Origin of the sequence: Agriterribacter sp. (assembly GCF_035497235.1) — a bacterium.
Lineage (GTDB): Bacteria > Bacteroidota > Bacteroidia > Chitinophagales > Chitinophagaceae > Agriterribacter.
The window spans coordinates 144,988-163,508 of sequence record NZ_DATJEB010000014.1 but is presented as its reverse complement, the minus strand read 5'-3'; the positions used below and the strand labels follow the sequence as shown (position 1 = coordinate 163,508).

The 18,521-nt window shown below is 39.4% G+C and carries 18 protein-coding genes; all 18 read right to left on the bottom strand.

Annotated elements, in window-relative coordinates; genetic code table 11:
* Window positions 1-504 (bottom strand): hypothetical protein (locus VL121_RS05235; protein ID WP_325402889.1); only part of this gene is annotated, 504 nt, incomplete at its 3' end.
* An 18-nt stretch (window positions 505-522) separates the two neighbouring features.
* Window positions 523-1,617 carry a DegT/DnrJ/EryC1/StrS family aminotransferase gene (locus VL121_RS05230; RefSeq protein WP_325402887.1) on the bottom strand — a complete coding sequence of 365 codons (1,095 nt, stop codon included), beginning with the start codon at window positions 1,615-1,617 and terminating at the stop codon, window positions 523-525.
* 180 nt (window positions 1,618-1,797) lie between these two features.
* On the bottom strand, window positions 1,798-2,928 hold the full coding sequence (locus VL121_RS05225; protein ID WP_325402885.1) for a glycosyltransferase family protein: 1,131 nt from the start codon (window positions 2,926-2,928) through the stop codon (window positions 1,798-1,800).
* 2 nt (window positions 2,929-2,930) lie between these two features.
* Entirely contained in the window at window positions 2,931-4,109 is a 1,179-nt protein-coding gene (locus VL121_RS05220; protein WP_325402883.1) for an N-acetyl sugar amidotransferase, read from the bottom strand.
* 20 nt (window positions 4,110-4,129) lie between these two features.
* Window positions 4,130-5,146 (bottom strand): Gfo/Idh/MocA family protein, encoded by a 1,017-nt coding sequence (locus VL121_RS05215; protein WP_325402881.1) that lies wholly within the window; start codon window positions 5,144-5,146, stop codon window positions 4,130-4,132.
* On the bottom strand, window positions 5,143-5,715 hold the full coding sequence (locus tag VL121_RS05210; RefSeq protein WP_325402878.1) for an acyltransferase: 573 nt from the start codon (window positions 5,713-5,715) through the stop codon (window positions 5,143-5,145). Before VL121_RS05210 ends, VL121_RS05215 begins: the two co-directional genes overlap by 4 nt.
* Before the next feature lie 12 nt (window positions 5,716-5,727).
* Window positions 5,728-9,006, bottom strand: a complete 3,279-nt coding sequence (locus VL121_RS05205; protein ID WP_325402876.1) for a hypothetical protein — start codon at window positions 9,004-9,006, stop codon at window positions 5,728-5,730.
* 21 nt (window positions 9,007-9,027) lie between these two features.
* Window positions 9,028-9,795 carry an AglZ/HisF2 family acetamidino modification protein gene (locus tag VL121_RS05200; protein ID WP_325402874.1) on the bottom strand — a complete coding sequence of 256 codons (768 nt, stop codon included), beginning with the start codon at window positions 9,793-9,795 and terminating at the stop codon, window positions 9,028-9,030.
* A complete protein-coding gene (hisH, locus tag VL121_RS05195) occupies window positions 9,796-10,416 on the bottom strand; it encodes an imidazole glycerol phosphate synthase subunit HisH (RefSeq protein WP_325402872.1) in 621 nt (206 codons plus the stop codon).
* The gene (locus VL121_RS05190) at window positions 10,413-10,838 is read right to left on the bottom strand and encodes an acyltransferase (protein WP_325402870.1); all 426 of its coding nucleotides are present in this window, start codon (window positions 10,836-10,838) and stop codon (window positions 10,413-10,415) included. Before VL121_RS05190 ends, hisH begins: the two co-directional genes overlap by 4 nt.
* 309 nt (window positions 10,839-11,147) lie before the next feature.
* On the bottom strand, window positions 11,148-12,083 hold the full coding sequence (locus tag VL121_RS05185) for a glycosyltransferase family 2 protein (protein ID WP_325402867.1): 936 nt from the start codon (window positions 12,081-12,083) through the stop codon (window positions 11,148-11,150).
* Window positions 12,083-12,829: a class I SAM-dependent methyltransferase gene (locus tag VL121_RS05180; protein WP_325402865.1), complete on the bottom strand. Its 747-nt coding sequence runs from the start codon at window positions 12,827-12,829 to the stop codon at window positions 12,083-12,085. Before VL121_RS05180 ends, VL121_RS05185 begins: the two co-directional genes overlap by 1 nt.
* 39 nt (window positions 12,830-12,868) lie before the next feature.
* The gene (locus tag VL121_RS05175) at window positions 12,869-13,291 is read right to left on the bottom strand and encodes a GNAT family N-acetyltransferase (RefSeq protein WP_325402863.1); all 423 of its coding nucleotides are present in this window, start codon (window positions 13,289-13,291) and stop codon (window positions 12,869-12,871) included.
* Between the two features lie 62 nt (window positions 13,292-13,353).
* Window positions 13,354-14,334 (bottom strand): glycoside hydrolase family protein, encoded by a 981-nt coding sequence (locus VL121_RS05170; protein ID WP_325402861.1) that lies wholly within the window; start codon window positions 14,332-14,334, stop codon window positions 13,354-13,356.
* An 11-nt stretch (window positions 14,335-14,345) separates the two neighbouring features.
* On the bottom strand, window positions 14,346-15,260 hold the full coding sequence (locus tag VL121_RS05165) for a glycoside hydrolase family 32 protein (RefSeq protein ID WP_325402859.1): 915 nt from the start codon (window positions 15,258-15,260) through the stop codon (window positions 14,346-14,348).
* Between the two features lie 91 nt (window positions 15,261-15,351).
* Window positions 15,352-16,056: a WbqC family protein gene (locus VL121_RS05160; protein ID WP_325402857.1), complete on the bottom strand. Its 705-nt coding sequence runs from the start codon at window positions 16,054-16,056 to the stop codon at window positions 15,352-15,354.
* A 69-nt stretch (window positions 16,057-16,125) separates the two neighbouring features.
* Entirely contained in the window at window positions 16,126-17,205 is a 1,080-nt protein-coding gene (locus VL121_RS05155; protein ID WP_325402855.1) for a DegT/DnrJ/EryC1/StrS family aminotransferase, read from the bottom strand.
* A gap of 20 nt (window positions 17,206-17,225) precedes the next feature.
* Window positions 17,226-18,509: an ABC transporter ATP-binding protein gene (locus VL121_RS05150; RefSeq protein ID WP_325402853.1), complete on the bottom strand. Its 1,284-nt coding sequence runs from the start codon at window positions 18,507-18,509 to the stop codon at window positions 17,226-17,228.
* Window positions 18,510-18,521: the final 12 nt, after the last annotated feature.

Genomic DNA, 18,521 nt, shown 5'->3' with positions numbered 1-18,521 from the left:
TTTCACCACTACCGGTGACTCGATCAAAAACTGTTCATCATTGGGTACCATAGAACCAAAATGATATCTTTTTGTATCCGTCTTATCTATTGTATTACGGTAATGATGCGAAAGTGTATACAATTTACTTCCGGCACCGATAGTTAATTTATCACCTATTTCGCAGCCGCCATGCGCCTGGATGATTACCTGGGGCCCAATATGCACTTCATTGCCAATATGCAATTCCCCTCTTCCATATTGATATTGTTCATTAGTCCTGATATCAGTTTTACGGCCGTCTCCGGGTTTCCCTGCCATCAGGATTGCCCCATTATCAATCCATACTTTATCACCCAGAAAAATACTGCGTGGGTTCAATACAGTTACATTTACATCAATGTATACCCCTTTTCCACAACTTCCCAGCTTTTTACGGTAATACCAATAGCGTATTCTCCTGCCGGACCCTCCGCCAATATTCCGAATCATGGCTTCAATGAACGCTAAAAAAAATTGGAACATCCTGCGGATCATTTAGGTTTATAATGATTGCTTTACAGCATCACAAATACGTTTAATTTCTTCCTCCTTCAGGTCAAAATAAGTAGGCAGGTTAACTCCCTTTTGTGATAGCGCATGCGTAACAGGGGTATCCGCTTGCTTAAGATAGGGCATAGCTGACATGGGATAAAAATAGGGCCTGCTGTCTACTCCCAGCTCTTTAAGACGCCGGATGAAAGCATCCCGCTGCACTTCATTGTAGCTTTCAATTTCCAGGCATACCAGCCAATACGCATGGGTTGCCCAATCGTATGTTCTGTTAAGGCTTATACCGGCTATATCCTTTAAATGGGCTGTATAGCTGCTGAATATTTGTCTTTTCCGTTCCATCAGTTCATCTATCCGCTCCATCTGGGCGCAACCGAGCGCCGCCTGCATATTGGTCATGCGGTAGTTGTAGCCACATTCTGTATGCCAGTATCTTTTATCCTTGCTCATGGCATGGTCGCGCAGGTAGCGTAACCTGTGGTATAAGGCCTCATCATCAGTGGTTATCATACCGCCCTCACCCGTAGTAATATTCTTGTTACCATAAAAGCTAAAGCACCCGCACACACCCCAGCTACCTACTTTTTTACCATTGATGGTTGCACCATGCGCTTCTGCCGCATCTTCAATAACAAACAGGTTATGTTTTGCCGCAATGTTGTTAATGGCGTTCATGTCTGCGGGGTGCCCGTAAAGGTGTACAGGCATGATGGCCCGGGTGCGTGGCGTAATGGCTTTTTCCACTGCTCTGGGATCCATGCATAAATTATAGGGATCAATATCCACAAAAACCGGCACAGCCCCCGCCTGCAATACTGTATTTACGGTTGCTACAAAAGACAGATCAGGTACAATTACTTCATCATCTTTGCCAATGCCCAGGGTAACCAGTGCCAGGTGAAGCGCTACGGTTCCGTTAGAAGTGGCTACTCCATATTTAGTGCCACAGAAGGCAGCAAAATCGGCTTCAAACCTGTCAATATATTTTCCCAGGGAAGAAATCCATGTTGAGCTTACCGCATCTGTTACATAGGCTATTTCTTTTACTGTAATGGAGGGTTTGGAAATGGGAATAAATGAATTCATATTTCTAAAAGTTGCTGTAAGAATATGTGATCCTCTTATAATCAAGAATTTTTACGATCAGGGATTTCTATGTAAAAGATCCTTGTTCATTATCTTTTATTAATAAAAATCTACAAACTTTTTTACGATAGTAAATTTATTAATTAACACTGCGGGTGCTTCTCCAAAACAAAATGGGTTTTATTGAATTTCCTCAATGAGATGTCCGATTCGCTTTATTTGCCGGTTATACGTATTATCGAGGGAAAGTGCAATCCTTTCTTTTTGCAATCCAAGTGAATTATGCTCTTCCAAACATTTTATTGTACTGGCAAAAATTCCCGTCAATTCTTCATTGTTATCTTTACCAGACATCAACATCAGAGGATTATCTCTGTAAATTGACAGATAGGTGCTAATTAAAACCTTACCGGTGCTTAAATATTCAAAAACCTTGTGTGAGTTTTCGGCATGGTAATTTTTGTAATCGGGTTTGTAACAAAGTAAAAAAACATCCATATCATTTAATGACTGCACCAATTCCTTTGGATGCAAAAATCCATGCAATACCACGTTAGGGGTATTTCTTAAAAAATGATCCCATTCCGCATGCTCTTTATTTTGTTTGTTGAAGTGGGTGGTTCCAAAAAAATGAAATTCAACATGTGCATTCTCCTGTACAATTTTTTTTAATACAGGAATGTCCAAAAAGGGGATAAACAGGTTACCGGAATAGCCTGCTTTTATTTTTTCGCCGGACTTCCAAAATTTCTCCTCTTTCAAAATCCCGAGTGCGTTTTCTTCAAACTCTTTATTCAGACCGTGATTGATGAAATGACAGGGTTTACCCGAAGCGGAAAACTTTTTACATATATTCTCAGATACCGAAAGCACCAGGTGAGCACCACGATCGTTTGCCGTTAAAAAATCATGATCATCTACCGGAAAAAATATATGGGTTTTAGCAGGCATCCAGTCAAGAGACCGGTATTGCTGATAACAACCAAAGTCTATACAAACATCAATACGGTTAAACTGCTCTGCCAGTATTTTTCGCAGTGTGTGTTTTATAAAAAACCGGTATAGTCCCGGCCAATGAAACTTGATTTTTTCCGGTAATGAAATATTATATTCCAGCACCTCCAGGTTTAGCTCATTTTCGGGTTTTACGAGTTTATACCCTTTACTATTGAATGCAGGAGCTCCAACATAAATAACTTTATTATGAGCAGCAAATGCCCTGGCATAATTGTGTTTTGATATAAACAGGTTATACCAGGGTTGAGGCGAAAGAATGAGAATGGTTTTATCTCTGAAAAAATCTGTACCCAAGCCTATACTTTTATTTTATTTCTAATGCCTTTCATTACTTTTAATACCATGTACTGATCCCAAACACTTTTTTCTGTTTTAAATTCCGAATGTTCCCTGCGGGGAAGTTTAAGGATTTGTTCAAATTCTTCTTCCGTCAATTCAAATTTCTTCAATACAAACTCATAGTCTGTTTTCAGTTGTTGTAAATCATATCCCGGCTTGCTTAATTCTTCGATCGCTTCCCCCTTTTTTATCTGACCCGAAAAAATCAGGTTAGAAAGATGTGCTTTACGCTTATCTATTCCAAATTTTACAGGTAGTATATACCCTTGGTAAAATCTTGTAAAAACAGATTCATAATGCTTGCCTCCATAATCTCTCCAGTCTAACTCCCTTGTTATTTCATCCTTCACTTCCTTCTTATTATACGGCAGATAATTGAGCGGGAAAACTGTTTCTACTTTTTTAAGCTTTGTATACAGGCGTTTTTTGGTAGAATTGAAAAAAGGAAATGTTTTTAATTTCAGTTTGCCATATTGGCTGTGGATATCCTGGATGTTAACATGGTCCATTTTGTTGAATATCCAATATCGGGGAAGGGTGGTTTCGGTAACTACATTTGCTCCGCTTAGAATGTACCTGATATTGTTTTCTGCCGCAAGGCGGTACATGGTTCCGATTATAGCATGATCCGTTATTGCTTCTATGTCTACTACTGAGGCTTTCAGATAAGCAATTTGCAAATCTTTGAATTCCTCCCAGTCTACCACTAAAGTATATAAATCAAATCCCAGTTTGGAAATAATATTTTCAATATTTTTCACTGCTGATTCAGAATTCCAGCTATTGTCAAAATGAACAATTAAGGGGCGCAACCCTAATTTTTTTGCCATTAATGCCAGGTAGGTGCTGTCTACGCCTCCGCTAACTCCGGTAATGCAATCATACTTATTGCCTGCACCTGAAACTTTTATTTTATCAACAATTTCCTTTAACTGTCTTTCCGCTTCAGCTCCTTTTGGAACTGCTGCTGTCTCTCTTTCCAGGTACTCATAATAATAATTACATATTCCCTTTTCATCAAACCGTATATCAGGATCGGCTATCGTGTCCATCACACTAATACTGCATTGCTGATAAGGCCTTCCAAAATTGGCTGCCGGATCATGCTTCAGCTTTTCCTCATCATACATCAACATATATTATTCAGTAGTTTATGTTATTGGTTATTATATATCCGTTCAATAATTTCTACCACCTTAAGCCCCTCCAGGGCATTTGTAGTTATGGGTGACCTGCCCTTTAATACATCTACTACATTTTCAAAAATATAATGATGATTGGCTGCTGAGCCCTTATAAGCGCCGTAATCGTTCGGCGGATTAGAAGGTGGCAGTTGGGGCATGGTATAATTTTTTATATGGCAATATTCTACTTCGTTCATGTACTGCCCGCCTACTTTTACGGTACCATTTTCAGCTATGATCGTAATGCTGCTCTCCAGGTTCTTATTCCAGCAACTGGTGGAGTAATTGATGCTGCCCATTCCACCATTTACAAAATCGAATTGCACAAAGCCTGAATCTTCAAACTCCGTTAAGTCTTTATGGTTGAAATTGCGGAGACTGGCATTGATATTGGTGATATCGCCGAACAGCCAAAACATGATATCAATGAAATGCGAAAACTGGGTAAAAAGCGTACCTCCGTCAAGGTTTTTGGTTCCATGCCAGTTGCCTTTGGTATAATATCTTTCATCGCGGTTCCAGTAACAATTGATCTGCACCATGAAAATTTTGCCCAGGATATTGTCAGCCAGGATTTTCTTTAACCATACGGATGGCGGTGAATAGCGGTTTTGCATTACGCAAAATACCTGCCTGTGCTGGTGCAACGATTCATAAATGATCTTTTCGCATCCCGCTTTTGACAGGGCCATCGGTTTTTCAATCACTACATGCTTGCCGGCTTTTAAGCCCTGCAAAGCCTGTTCTTCGTGAAACCCGTTAGGCGTAGCAATGCTTAATACATCAAAAGAAATCCCGCTTTTTAAAAGTTTCTCCACACCATTAAATACGGGCACATCATTTCCCCTGAAAACAATTGATCCCAAAGGAAATACATCACAGGCTGCAGCCAGTTCACATTCGGCATTTCCTTCAAGCATGGTGGCATGGCGTTTTCCGATATGGCCCATGCCCACTACTGCAAATTTTATTTTTTCTGTTGTATTCATTTTTCTTTTCTAACCTTATTATGCTGCAGCAAGTATTTTTCGCCCGATTCCTGGCAAAAGGCAATGCCGGATTCATCAAATTTCAGTTTATGCCCGTATTCACTCATCCAGCCCGTTTGCCTCCCGGGGTTACCAGCTACCAGTGCATAGGCAGGAACCGGTTTGGTAATAACCGCTCCTGCGCCAATAAAAGCGTATTCCCCAATTTCATAGCCGCAAACAATGGTGGCATTAGCGCCAATAGAAGCGCCCTTTCGCACTACTGTTTTACGATACTGATCTTTTCGTGTTATAGCGCTCCTGGGATTAAATACATTGGTAAATACCACTGAAGGCCCTATAAACACATCATCCTCACAGGTAACGCCTGTATATACCGATACATTATTTTGCACTTTTACATTATTACCCAATACTACCTGGGGGGAGATCACTACATTTTGCCCGATATTACAGTCCCTGCCAATAGTACTGCCTGGCATAATATGCGAAAAGTGCCAGATTTTTGTTCCTTCCCCAATCAGGCAACCCTCATCAATTACCGCCGTAGCATGCGCATAATAACTCATTTCTTTTGCCTGCTATTTTCTTTTGAATGTATATTCCTGGTATCCCTTTTTTCCATTGGACAGGTTGTAATCCTTTGATTGGCAATTCACCGTAAGTACAGTATTTCCTGATAGCGTTTCAACCAGCACACCTGGTGTTTTACCCGTGGTTTTTAATAAAAACGGCAAAGTTATCTTTCTTTTGCCGGGATTTCCATGTACCCTTACTTTAACGGTATCTGTGTTATATTCCAATTCTGTATAACCACCCGAAATGCTAATACCCTGATAGGTTAGCCGTGAAGTTTCAGAAAGTAAGGCGGCTGAAAACCTGTCTTTTGTTTTAAGGTAAAAAAAATCCGGGCTGATCATTACATCTTGCCCATTCTGTTCAACACTTATTATACCCGCTGAAGGCGTTTTTATATTACCACTATAGGGATTTTGGTCTTTGGCATAGGGCAGCAATACATTAAAAAATGGCTGATCGCTTCGCAATCTGATGAATTGCTGTTCTTCGGAATAGTTGCGTTTATTGGTTTTCCGGAATTCATTTACTTCCAGGGTATTTTGCCAGGTGGTGCCCCAATCGGCCATCGTAAAATCCATTTGACCCCTGGAATACGTATAAAGTTGCCAGTTGATCCCCTGGGCAGGATGAGCGGGCCAACTTTGGCCGGTAAACACAAAGCGGTTAAGGCCCGGCGGCAGCTGTTTCAGTGCCGTGGCCTCCGGCAATTGTTTTTTGCTGCCATTGTTATGTAGTTTTTTTAGAGGGGTGACTGCACCAGCCGGTGTATTAACCGCTCCATCAGACATCATGGGCATACTCCATATATTCGATCCTTTTCCGGCAACACTGTCATAAAAAACGATAATGGGTAATTCTTTATGTACAACAATCATGTTTATTTTCCTGAACCACTGGGTACCATCTTTCATTTCCATTTTAATGGTAGTGGAACTGCTGTAGCCCAGGTTGGCAAAAGCGGTATTATCACTGAGCGGCCAGGTACGGTTGGTTAATGATCTTCCGGCAATAGGCTGCTCCGCTTTATTCCATTCTGGAAATAGGCTTTCGGGAACTACCACCGATCGGATACGGGCATCCGTAGCCGAAGGATAATAGAAAGAACTCCTGCTAAGGGATAATGGCGTCTGCAGGGCATATATAGCCACTTCTCCCGCATCATCATTACGGTGATCATAATAACCCTCGCCGTTCAATGCCCACAGGGCTGTTTCATTGGGGGTGTTTATCCCTGACCGCAAATGCGACATATACCCGGTATAGTTAGCGGTAGTGGCCTCAAATAATTTAACAGGTTGAGCCGATAAATCAACCGCCAGGCTTACCGGTCCAAAAAGCGTAGAACGGGCGGATCCGTTAAAAAACAAAGAAAGCAATTGATGACTCAGCAGGAGGTCAATATCTGCAAAGCCCGTTGCCAGCAGGGCAAATGCAGGAGCGCTTTCTTCTGATCCGTCTCCAAAGGAAACCAGTTTCCGGTTCAGTTGAAACCTTACTGATGGCGGCGTTACCAGTGCAGTGTAGAATCCCGCAAAATCACGTATCTTTTTGTTGGTCTGAAAAAGATCGGCAATACCTGCATTTTTAAGCTGCAGCATAGAAAAGAGCACGGGTTCCAGGGTAGCCTGAATATAGTGCGGCGAGCCAAAGGCAGACCCGTTGGTATAGATGGCTTCTTCAATATCTGTATTGATCATCTTCAGCGCCTGCCTGGCTCTGCCGGCAAATTCGGGATCCCGGGCCAAAAGCAAAGCGAAGAATATCCTCCCGTTGTTGCGGTACTGGAAAGCCATATTCGCCGGGCCAAAATTTATTCCGGCGCTGTCTATCATCGGTACATTATTATCGTCCCAAACAATCCGGGCCATCATGGCGATCAACCCTTCTAATTTCTTCTTGTCGTTTTCAGAAATATGAATACTTTTATCAGCAAAAAGGCAGGCAACCTGCAAAGCATAATCTTTAAAAAGGTTGGTACCCATCCAATACCTGTATTTAAAAGCATAAGTGCCCTCCCCGTTACGGTATTGATCCTGCAGTTGTTCCGTTATTTTTAACAGGGACTGAAGCAGTGATTTTGCGGAATCTGCAGAACGCCAGGCATCAAATATGGGTTTTAAACGGCCATCAATGACGCATAACTCTTTATAAAAACTGTCATCAGATTTGATTTTTACACGCAGGGCCTCCATTTGTTTCCCGGGCATATAAATCGCCCCTTTGTAAAAAGAGGGTATTATTTTCACTGGTTTTTTTGCATAATCGTCTATTACCATTCCCAATCCCGAAACCCGGTTCATTTCCCTGCCAATAGGTTGCTGTTTTTCCGGAGACAACAAATCCGCTTTTGTGCTGATAAATGCCGCCCATTGAAATCGTTTACGGGGATACCAGGACAAATCGGCATAAATGCGGTCAATATTTACCCGGATTGAAGCTATATTTTTTTCTTGTCTTAATTTATCTTCCGGGGCTAGCTGTAATTGTACACCTACTCCCCTGGCTCCTAAAAGGCGGCCGGGCTTACCCTGAAAAAAACCAAAAAGGTTGGCCTTTTCACCATTCTTTTTATTGAATACCTGCCAGTACCTCCCTGAATTATATTCTCCTCCCGCAGGTTCCCATAGTACGAGGCGTGGATAGCTAAAGGGAGCGGAATAATCCAGGTCTACTGTAGCGTCTAATGGATAAGCTCTTTCAAGTTCTGAGCGGTACGGTTTACCAGTGGGCTCATACCCCTGTTTTACAGAAGCTGATGCCCATCCGCGGTATCTTGCCTGGTCGGGGAAAAGTCCATCACTTATTTTAACCGTATAATTGACATCATAATCCGAATCTTCTTCCACAAGAATAGATTTTTCTCCCTTTTTCACTGTTACTTCACAGGTATAGAAGCCGGGGCCGGCTTCCGCACCTTTGAATTTTAGTTTGCCATAGCTGAACTCCTTTTTTTGAAAATGGTAAGCTATTCTTGCTGTAACCTGTGAACTGGTATTGGTAACCAATTGTACTTTCATGGAAATGGCTGGTGAGGCGCTTGTCAGTTCGTTAAAGCTATTGTCGGAATATACTCCATTGCTGTAAATGAAGGATTGCACCGGAGCCGGGCAGGGTTGGCCTGATTTAAAAGCTTGTTCTGAAGGAATTACGATACCGAGCAGGCCATTGCTGATTTCAATGGTATTGGCCATTGTTTTTACCGATACTTTTTGTGCTGATGCAGTAATATGGTAAAGTAAAAGAAAGGAAAATATAAGGATTTTTTCAAAAATAGTTGTCATAGGTATGGAGTCTTTCAAAACTCAGCGCAAAGCATACAATTTTCTTTTTAATTCCTGTTGTGTCGGATAACTGATCAGCACTGCATTGTGAGGACGCTGAAACACAAACATACTGCCCGCCGCAACAGCTGAAGCGCCCTGTTCAACGGCTGCGCAAAAATCATCCACAGCCGAAGCGCCGCCTATGGCAATGACAGGAATCCGCACTGATTGTGCTACTTCTTTTATCAGCCGGGTATCATAACCACTATAGGTACCATCCCTGTCAACATTGTTCAATAATATTTCTCCCGCACCCGCAGTTTCCATTTGCCGGGCAAATGCAACCGGTGCAAAGCCGGTATTGGTTTTACCATTGTCTGTGTATACCCTTGGCCCTTTTAAAAAGTGTTTTTTTACGTCAATGGATACCATCACACTCTGGCTGCCAAATAAGCGGGCGGCTTCCGTTACTAAAGCCGGGTTTTGCACCGCAGCCTTATTGAGGATCACTTTTTCAATGCCATTGTAAAATAAATCCTTAATCTGCTCAATGCTGGTAATTCCACCTCCATAGGCCATGGGCATAAAGGCCTCGCTGGCTATTTCGGCTATTTTTTTAATATCAGGCCCCCATTTCTCCCGGCTGGCATCAATATCAATCAATGCAATTTCATCCACCTCTTTTTCATTGAATATTTTTACCGCGTTAATGGGGTCGCCCACATATTTATAATCCTTAAACTTTACGGATTTTATTAATCCACCTTTATGCAGCAATAAAGCGGGTATTACCCTTATCCTTCTCACTCAATAATATTTTACAAAATTTTCCAGCAGCTTCATGCCGTATTTATGGCTTTTCTCGGGATGAAACTGAACACCCAGAATATTTTCATGTTCAATACCAATGGCAAAATTATATCCGTAATTGGCGGTAGCCAGCACATCAGCAGGGTTATCTAACTGCAAATGATAGGAATGCACAAAATAAAAACGTGGCTCATCATACATGCCGGTAAAAAGTTTGGAATTTTCAAACCCTTTTATATCTATCCAGCCCATATGCGGGATCTTATGGTTACCATCCAGTTTCGGTTTGTCAAAAGCTACTGTTCTTCCTTTTATCCAGCCTAATCCTTTTTCCTTTCCTTCTTCGCTGCTTTGGGTTAATAATTGCACGCCGAGGCAAATGCCCAATATGGGTGTTTTATGTTGCAATACCTTATCATTCAAAGGATCCATCAATCCCGACTCATGCAAATGCTGTATACCGTAATCAAAATGACCCACACCGGGAAGGATCAGCTTATCAGCATTTATAAGATCGTCTGTTTTATTACTTATAATGGAATCAACTCCAATTTTTTTCAGCATGTTTTTTATGGAGCTGAGATTGCCTACACCGTAGTCAATTATTGTTAATATCATACTTTCAGATATTTTTTCCGGTATGCTTCAAATTTATCTGATCGTATATAGCCATTGTATTCAACTTTATTTTTGAAGGGGATGCATCTTTCTTTTTCAAGTTGCTTTAATTTTTGAGCCGGAACTCCTCCAATTATACAATACCCATCCGAAAATGATTTTGTTACAACTGCTCCTGCACCCACAATCGTCCAGTCTCCTAAAACTACACCGGGCATTATTTTAGCACCTGCCCCAATCCAGCAATATTTCCCAATTTTTACAACTTTTAAGACAGATTTTCTGCTATCATATACATCATGATTAGAACTTACAATTATTACATTGGGTGCAATTTGAGTATAGTCACCAATATGAATTCCTCCTTTGCCCTGAATGTAACAACCTTTCATTATTCCGGGATAAGCATCTACACCTACCATAATATTTTCAACATCGTATACCTGGCTTGTCCAGTGAACCGGCCAATACACCTTTTTATTACCTCCAAAGCCTAATACTTTTTGTAAAAACCAAAACTCAAAACTCACCCTGCACTGGTAGTCCGAGGTTTCCCTGATGAAACGAAAATATGGGAGTTTGCAAAGCAGGACAATGGGCAACTGTAAAGGACGCCGTAAAAAATATTTTAATTGATTAATCAACTGTTCGGTTCAGATTCGTGAGCTATAATTTGCTAAAAGGCATACGATTTAAAGCAGATGTGAACACATGTAGCTTTTCGAAGCAACCTAATTTTTAATCATTTTTAGTTTAGAGAAACCTTTTTTGATAAATCCTGCAGCAATAAATTTTACTCCGTTAGAGGCTATTGCGTTTCTGAGCTCCGATAAAAACACCACTTTGCTCGCTTTGAAAGTAAAAGAAAGTAAGCGATAAAGCTCATCAACGATTTTTGAATTTAAGTAATTTTTATATTTAAATCCTGTTTGACGATCCAAATATTTAAGCATGAAGATTTGATCTTTCACATTTTTTCTCAGACTTATTACATCGGCGCTCGTTAAGATAGTTTCCGAAAGCCCCTGGTCATTAATGCGGTATATGCCCATGCATTCATTCAAAAAACCAATTCTTCCTTTGTCAGCCAGCAACACATGCAATGGATAGTCACCAATAAACAAATCGGCAAAGCCGGCAGGGAGCCTGAAGTTTACAAAAAACATGGAGCAAGACCGTATAAACCACCCTTTTTTAAGTACGTCATAAATAGTGGATACCGGTGGATCAGCAGCATTGGATTCTGCGTCAGCATCATGAGGGGCTTCGTAGGCGTATATCCATTTTATTTTATGGTAACATAAAGAAAAGTCAGGATGCACTTGCATAAAGTCAAACTGTTTTTGCAGTTTGTATTCATCCGACCAGTAATCATCTCCCTCAATATAGGCAATGTATGTGCCACGGGCCGCATTGATAAGATCTACATAGTTTTTACCAGGGCCAACATTCTCCTGCTGAAAAACAGTCCGGATAAGTTCCGGATATAATTTTTGATACTTGAGAATAATATCTCTCGTTCCATCAGGGGAGCAATCATCGGCGATTATTATTTCCCATGCAAAATTTACCTTCTGCATTAAAATACTTTCGATGGCCTGCTCTATATACAATTCGTGTTTGTACGTTATTAAACATACACTCACTTTGGGAACTTGCGGATCCATTAGCTCCTGCCTTTTTCACACATCAAAAATATACTCGAACATAAATCCGGGTACTGCTGTCCTAATTGGTAACAACCCTCAAGGTATTCGGGTGAAATTATATCCGTATTCAGTAACCTGTCCCATTGAAAATTTGCCAGGGCCTTAAAGAAAATACCGGAACGATGTACTACTTGCAAGCCTGCAGCTTTGGCATCCCGCTCTAATGTATCCAGAGTATAAGTAATTCTATGCCCATGTTCTTTCTCTGCAGGTGTTATAGCGGCATTATGTGTTATTAATCCCATTTTTACAGCAATTTGCCGGGATGGCGCATTTGCATTTGGACAAACCAGGAAAAATCTTCCCGTATCAGAAAGCCATTCATCATTAATTCTTTTCATCAAAGCAACAGGATCGTCAATATGTTCAAGTACATGAGTTAAAATAATATTATCATATTTGCACGGTAATTCAACTTTTTCAAAAAGTGAATTAAAATAGGTAATCCTATCCTTTATATTTTCTTTGGCAATATTTATAGCTTCATCAGAAGCCTCTACGCAGGTAATATCATTAAAAAAAGGAATAAGTCTTTTGGTAAAATCTCCTTTAAAACTGCCCAGTTCCAGTAAATTTCCTTCCCGGAAAAAAGGTTGAAATGATGTAACCATATATTTATGCATTACATCAAAGTCAAAGTTATATGCATATTTGTGATCGGCTGTATCTTTTAGCTCTTTATTATAATTACGCGTATTCGACATATTATTCTTAAAATTTTATTGCTATAAAATTCATTTTAATCATTCTGCATTATCTAAGTCTAATTTCATTATCAAGTATTCGCCTTTCACTTCAACGTTTTCAAAATTTAGTTTTTGGTATAACTGAATAGCCCTGATATTATCAATAAAAACCTTCAGTCTGATTTCAGAAAATTTCTTATCTGCAGTATATTGAATGCAGTTTTTTAATAACCCCGATGCTATATGCTTACCACTATAGCTATTTACAACACTTACATTTGTTATGTAAGCCATTCGGCACTGTTCATCATTTATATAAGCCGCTACCATTGCAATCAAATCTTTTTGTACCCATGCTTCAAAAGTTACGGCATTTTCAAAAATCTTTTTTGCATACGATTTAATATCTACCGTTTCCGCTAAAGGAGGTAAAAAGTAATCACTGCATTTCAAAAGGTGCTGGTAAATCTCTTCTTCCAAAGCCTGTTTAATGGTAAAAGCAATTCGACTAGTATCCTGCATTGAAAGACCTGAGCTTAAAATTAATTAAACTTAATTTTTGACGTTTCACTGTTTTCCAAAACCGCAAGCCCAAAACCATAGCGTCCAAATTCATTACCATTATACAGCAGATATATTTTCCCATTGCATTCAAAAACATGGGGATAACATAACATATCCGAATCCCAACTTCCTTCGGTAGTATTGATTCCAACACTATCATCGTCCCGTATCCACTTAGTTAAATCATCGGAATACGCATAGCCTATTCTATATCCCCTGGCTGGGTTTTTTCGAAATCCAGTAGCCTGCCTAAAACAAAAAAACATATGATACCTGTTATCGAAGTAAATTACTGTTGGCAATGCCTGGCATTCTTCACCATTAAGTTTATCACTAATTATCTGCCTCCCTTCTTTTTCCCATGCTATCCCATCATGGGATATAGCGTGCCCGATTTTATAAATTCTGGCTTCTGGTTCTTCATCAGAAGCCTCTATCCACCTGGTACCAAAAATGTACCACATGTGGAAAATATTGTTATACTTTACCACAAAGGCATCACCAACTAAAAAGGGTTCATTTAATGACGAAGTTAAGATTGGTCCATCGCCTATTTTCCGAAATGAAAGTCCATTATTTTCGCTATAAGCCAAACCCACCGAGGTTTCTACCGAAACAGATACTCTTCTCTGCCAACCGCAGGTATACGCTAATATTTTATTGCCATCCCTCAATACATTTATAGGGAAAATGCCATGTTCATCAAAAGTGCCGGGATTGCCCAATTCAATTACTGTTTGTGACGAAATATTAATTACACTTTTAAAGTTTTTATCCATATCAATGAAAGCAATATAACTCAGGAATTTCCCGTTGCTATCCTTCTTTCTGGTAGAAAAATAAATTCTTACAAAATCATCAAATACCAGGGTTTGAGGAGATTGGGCGAATGCAAAACAATCATTAGGTAATTTGTGTTGTGTAGGGTCAAAAATTTTTCCCAGTTTCTTCCATTTCATATTTGTATTTCTTAAAGCTGTCCTTCCAACTCTGCCAAACCAAATCCATATTTGCCAACCTGATTACCGAGGTAAAACATAAAAATTTTTCCATCCAATTCAAAAACATGCGGATAACTAATCATTTCAGCATCCCAGCCTTCTTCAGAAACATCAATGCCAGCCTTAGTATCATCTCTTATCCAGGTCTCCATGTCATCTGAACTGGCGTATCCTATACGGTATCCGCCCTCTTTGCCTCTGTAGTTTAAACTATACCGATAGCAAAAGAACATGTGATATTTATTGTTATGAAAAAAAACATCCGGGCTAGCCTGGCATTCATCTTCCTCCAGTTTGGTTTTAATCAAATCTCTGTCCTTCTTTTCCCAAATTATACCATCGGCAGAAGATGCCATACGGATCCTGTATACAGGTTCGGGTTTGTTATTATTTTCAATCCATTTCTTTCCTGCTATGTACCAAAGATGCCAGCAATTATTGTATCGCCTGATTTTGGGTCCACTGATTATGAATGGTTCATTAATACTGTAAGACAAGATGGGTCCTTTTCCGCTTTTGGTAAAGGTTTCTCCATTATCATAACTTATGGCACGTCCGACAGCAACATTAAATGGAACTGATTCACATCTTGTCCATCCACCATAGTAGGCAACCACTTCATTGCCATCTCTTATTACAGAAGTAGGATATATACCAAATTCATCAAAAGTTCCCAAGTCTCCTAATTTCAGGATGGGTTCTTTGGCTATATTTATTATTTCAAATAAATTAGTTCTGTTCAAGTCAATATATGCGGTGTAGCTTACATATTGACCTTTATCATCCGGTAATGGTCTGCAGGAAAAGTATACTCTAATAAAATCATCAAAAATTAAAACGGATGGCGCTTGTGCAAATTCATTTAACCAGGGTATATCTTTCATATCCTGTGGATTAAAAATCCTACCAAGCTTTTTCCACTTAAACATTTTTGCGAATAATTGTTGGTTTTTGAAAAATCGGACTGTTTCGATATCAGTTTAAAGTATAAAATGAATCTAAGTAATCAGCAATTTGATCTTTTGAATTAAACATCATTACATCTATAATTGAAAGCCAGGGAACAAAACCTTTGTCGAATTGTTTATATTCAATATCAATAGACTTAATAAATTGCAAAATTATACCATGATCAGCAAAATTATTTTTTGAATAAAGCCCTACTCCGCCACTGGGATTAATATATATATTGGCCTTTCGACTTTTACAGATTTCAATTACTTTACTTTCCGCTTTCAATTCATGATCCATAGGAATTGTGGACGCGGTTATTAACGGTGTTTTTATGTTTAGATACTCATTGATTTGTTGAACTGAGTGCAAAATAAAATTGAAAAGATTCTGATCTTCAAATAAAATACATTCTTCAATAACCGGAAAAACGGTGTCAAAATAAGGAGTCTTACGATAGGACTCTTTTATCCGGTTAAGCATTTTCTTCCGGTCTGATTCCCAGGTATCTGCCAGGCATCTTTGATATACCTGAAGAAAATCTGAGTCTTTTTTTAATGGAAGCGTTATATAGTCATCCTTACCATTAATCAGAATTCTGTTCCTGTTGATCCAGCCTTTTTTTGTAAATTGTATATTATCATAAATTACAAATTCATCCACAGCATTGATCAACTGAAAATAACCAATGTATGGGAAAAAATAAGGCTGCATGATGGCAACTTTCATTGTGGGATTTTAAGAATCGTTTATTTTAATTGATATCGGGCTTATGCATTTTATAGTGGCAGCTTCTTCTTAATATGCCATCACCCTTAAAATAATCCGGCAAATAAAATCAATTTCCTCCATCGAAAGCGTATGATATAGTGGCAGGCACAATACTCGTTTTGACATCTCTTCACTAACGGGCAGTACGCCTGATTTATAAATTTCTATAGTATTAAGTGAGGGGTAAAAATATCGTCGGGGCTTTATCTTATTACCATCCAGTTCCTTTATTATTTTTAAAGTCGTTTTTTCATCGGAAAATAAAATTGGATAATAGGCGTAATTAAAATTAGATTCTGGATTTATAGCAATACTTGCTAGTCCACTTTCTTTTAGCCAATGATCGTAACGAAGACTTTGGGCTCTTCGTGACTCGAGAATATTCGAAATATATTTTAGATTTGAAAGGCCCATAGCGGCATGAAACTCACTGTTTTTAGCATTAATGCCTGCCTCTTCAAAATCTTCAGGGCCATTATACCCAAAATTACCCAGGAAAGACATCTTCTTTAACAAATCCGCATTCATAGTAAATACGGCCCCTCCTTCTATGGTATGAAACAATTTGGTGGCATGAAAACTGGTAGTACTAACGTCCCCGTATGCAAAAACGGATTTGCCTTTGTAAGTGGTTCCAAAGCAATGGGCCGCATCGTATATTACCTTAAGTGTATGTTTATCAGCAATGTGCTGTATGGCATCTATGTCGCAGGGGTTGCCATATACGTGGGTAGCTAAGATTGCCGTTGTCTGGTTTGTTATGGAAGCCTCTATTTTCTGGGGATCAATGTTTAAACTCCCGGGGTCTATATCAACAAAAATGGGTTTGCACCCTTCCCATACAATGCTGCTGGTAGTAGCCACAAAACTAAAAGGAGTGGTGATTATTTCACCATTTAGTTCTAAGGCTTTTATTGCAATCTGCAACGCTATAGTACCATTTGCTAAAAAAAGCAAATGTGGCACTTGCAGGTATTCTTTTAGTTTAAGTTCCAGTTCATTTACCAAGGGCCCATTATTCGTAAGCCATGCTCTATCCCAAATGCCCTTCAGGTACTGCTGGTATTCGTCAAAAGGGGGCAAAAAGGGTTTTGTAACATTAATCATTCTAATAAAACTATATTATTTTAATATATCCATTCAAGTTTGGGTTTAATAACCCCCTCTTTTCCACCCATCCAACCCAAGTTTTCTTCCTGTTTACTTATTACATCAAACTGAATAACATCTTTTACCTCCAGGTTAATGGCTCCTCTATCCTGCACCAAAAGTAACCGGCTGATATTATAGCTGCCTTCATGAATTAAATCGGCAGGAATACGGCAAATGAATTTTATTTCTCCCTTTTCAAAATTCTTAACCGCAGCATTATGAATGCCCGAAGAACCTACAAAAACCAAACGCCCCATTTCGTCCATTAAATGGAAGGTAATGTCAAGCGCAGTTAATCCTTCTTTTTCATTAAAAAAAGCAAATTGAAACTCAAAGGCATCCCCCGTTTCAAATATATCTACAGATGATTGTGATCGGTTAATAACATTTACTTCCGCACTTAAAAACTTTGCATTCGCATTGCCAGGAGCATGGTTTAATTCCCATTTTACCTTTCGTTTTCCGCTGGTAAATTGTTTTAAATAATGGGTAATTGTTTCAGGCATATATCCCTTGTATTTCAGCTCCCCCATTTCCAGCAAAATTCCTTTATTACATAAGGTTTGCATGGCTGTCATATTATGGCTCACAAACAATACAGTTCGTCCCTGGCTTTGGCTGACATCTTCCATTTTACCCAGGCATTTTTTTTGAAACTGCGCATCACCCACAGCTAATACCTCATCTACTATTAAAATTTCGGGTTCCAAATGGGCTGCTACAGAAAAAGCCAGCCTAACATACATGCCGCTGCTGTATCTTTTTACCGGTGTATCCAGAAATTTCTCCACCTCTGCAAAGTCAACGATCTCATCGAATTTTCTCCTGATTTCTACCCTGGTCATTCCAAGAATAGCACCATTCAAAAATATATTTTCACGACCTGTTAATTCGGGATGAAAACCCGTTCCTACTTCCAGCAAACTGGCAATACGTCCCTTTAATATAATGCGCCCGGCAGTAGGTTCCGTAATTCTGCTTAATATTTTTAATAATGTACTTTTGCCCGCACCGTTGCGTCCAATAATGCCTACACGATCCCCTTGTTTTACTTCAAAACTAATATCCTTTAGTGCCCAAAAATCTTCGGTAACGCCCTCTACTATGGCATTGCCTTTTATCAATTCACTCGTTTTTCTGAACACCCCCGTTACATTATTCACTATTACATCCCGGAGTGCCGTATAGCGTTCTGCACGCTGATGCCCAATGATGAATTTTTTACTCAGATTTTCGACTTTAATTATGGTATCACTCATTAATATTAAAAT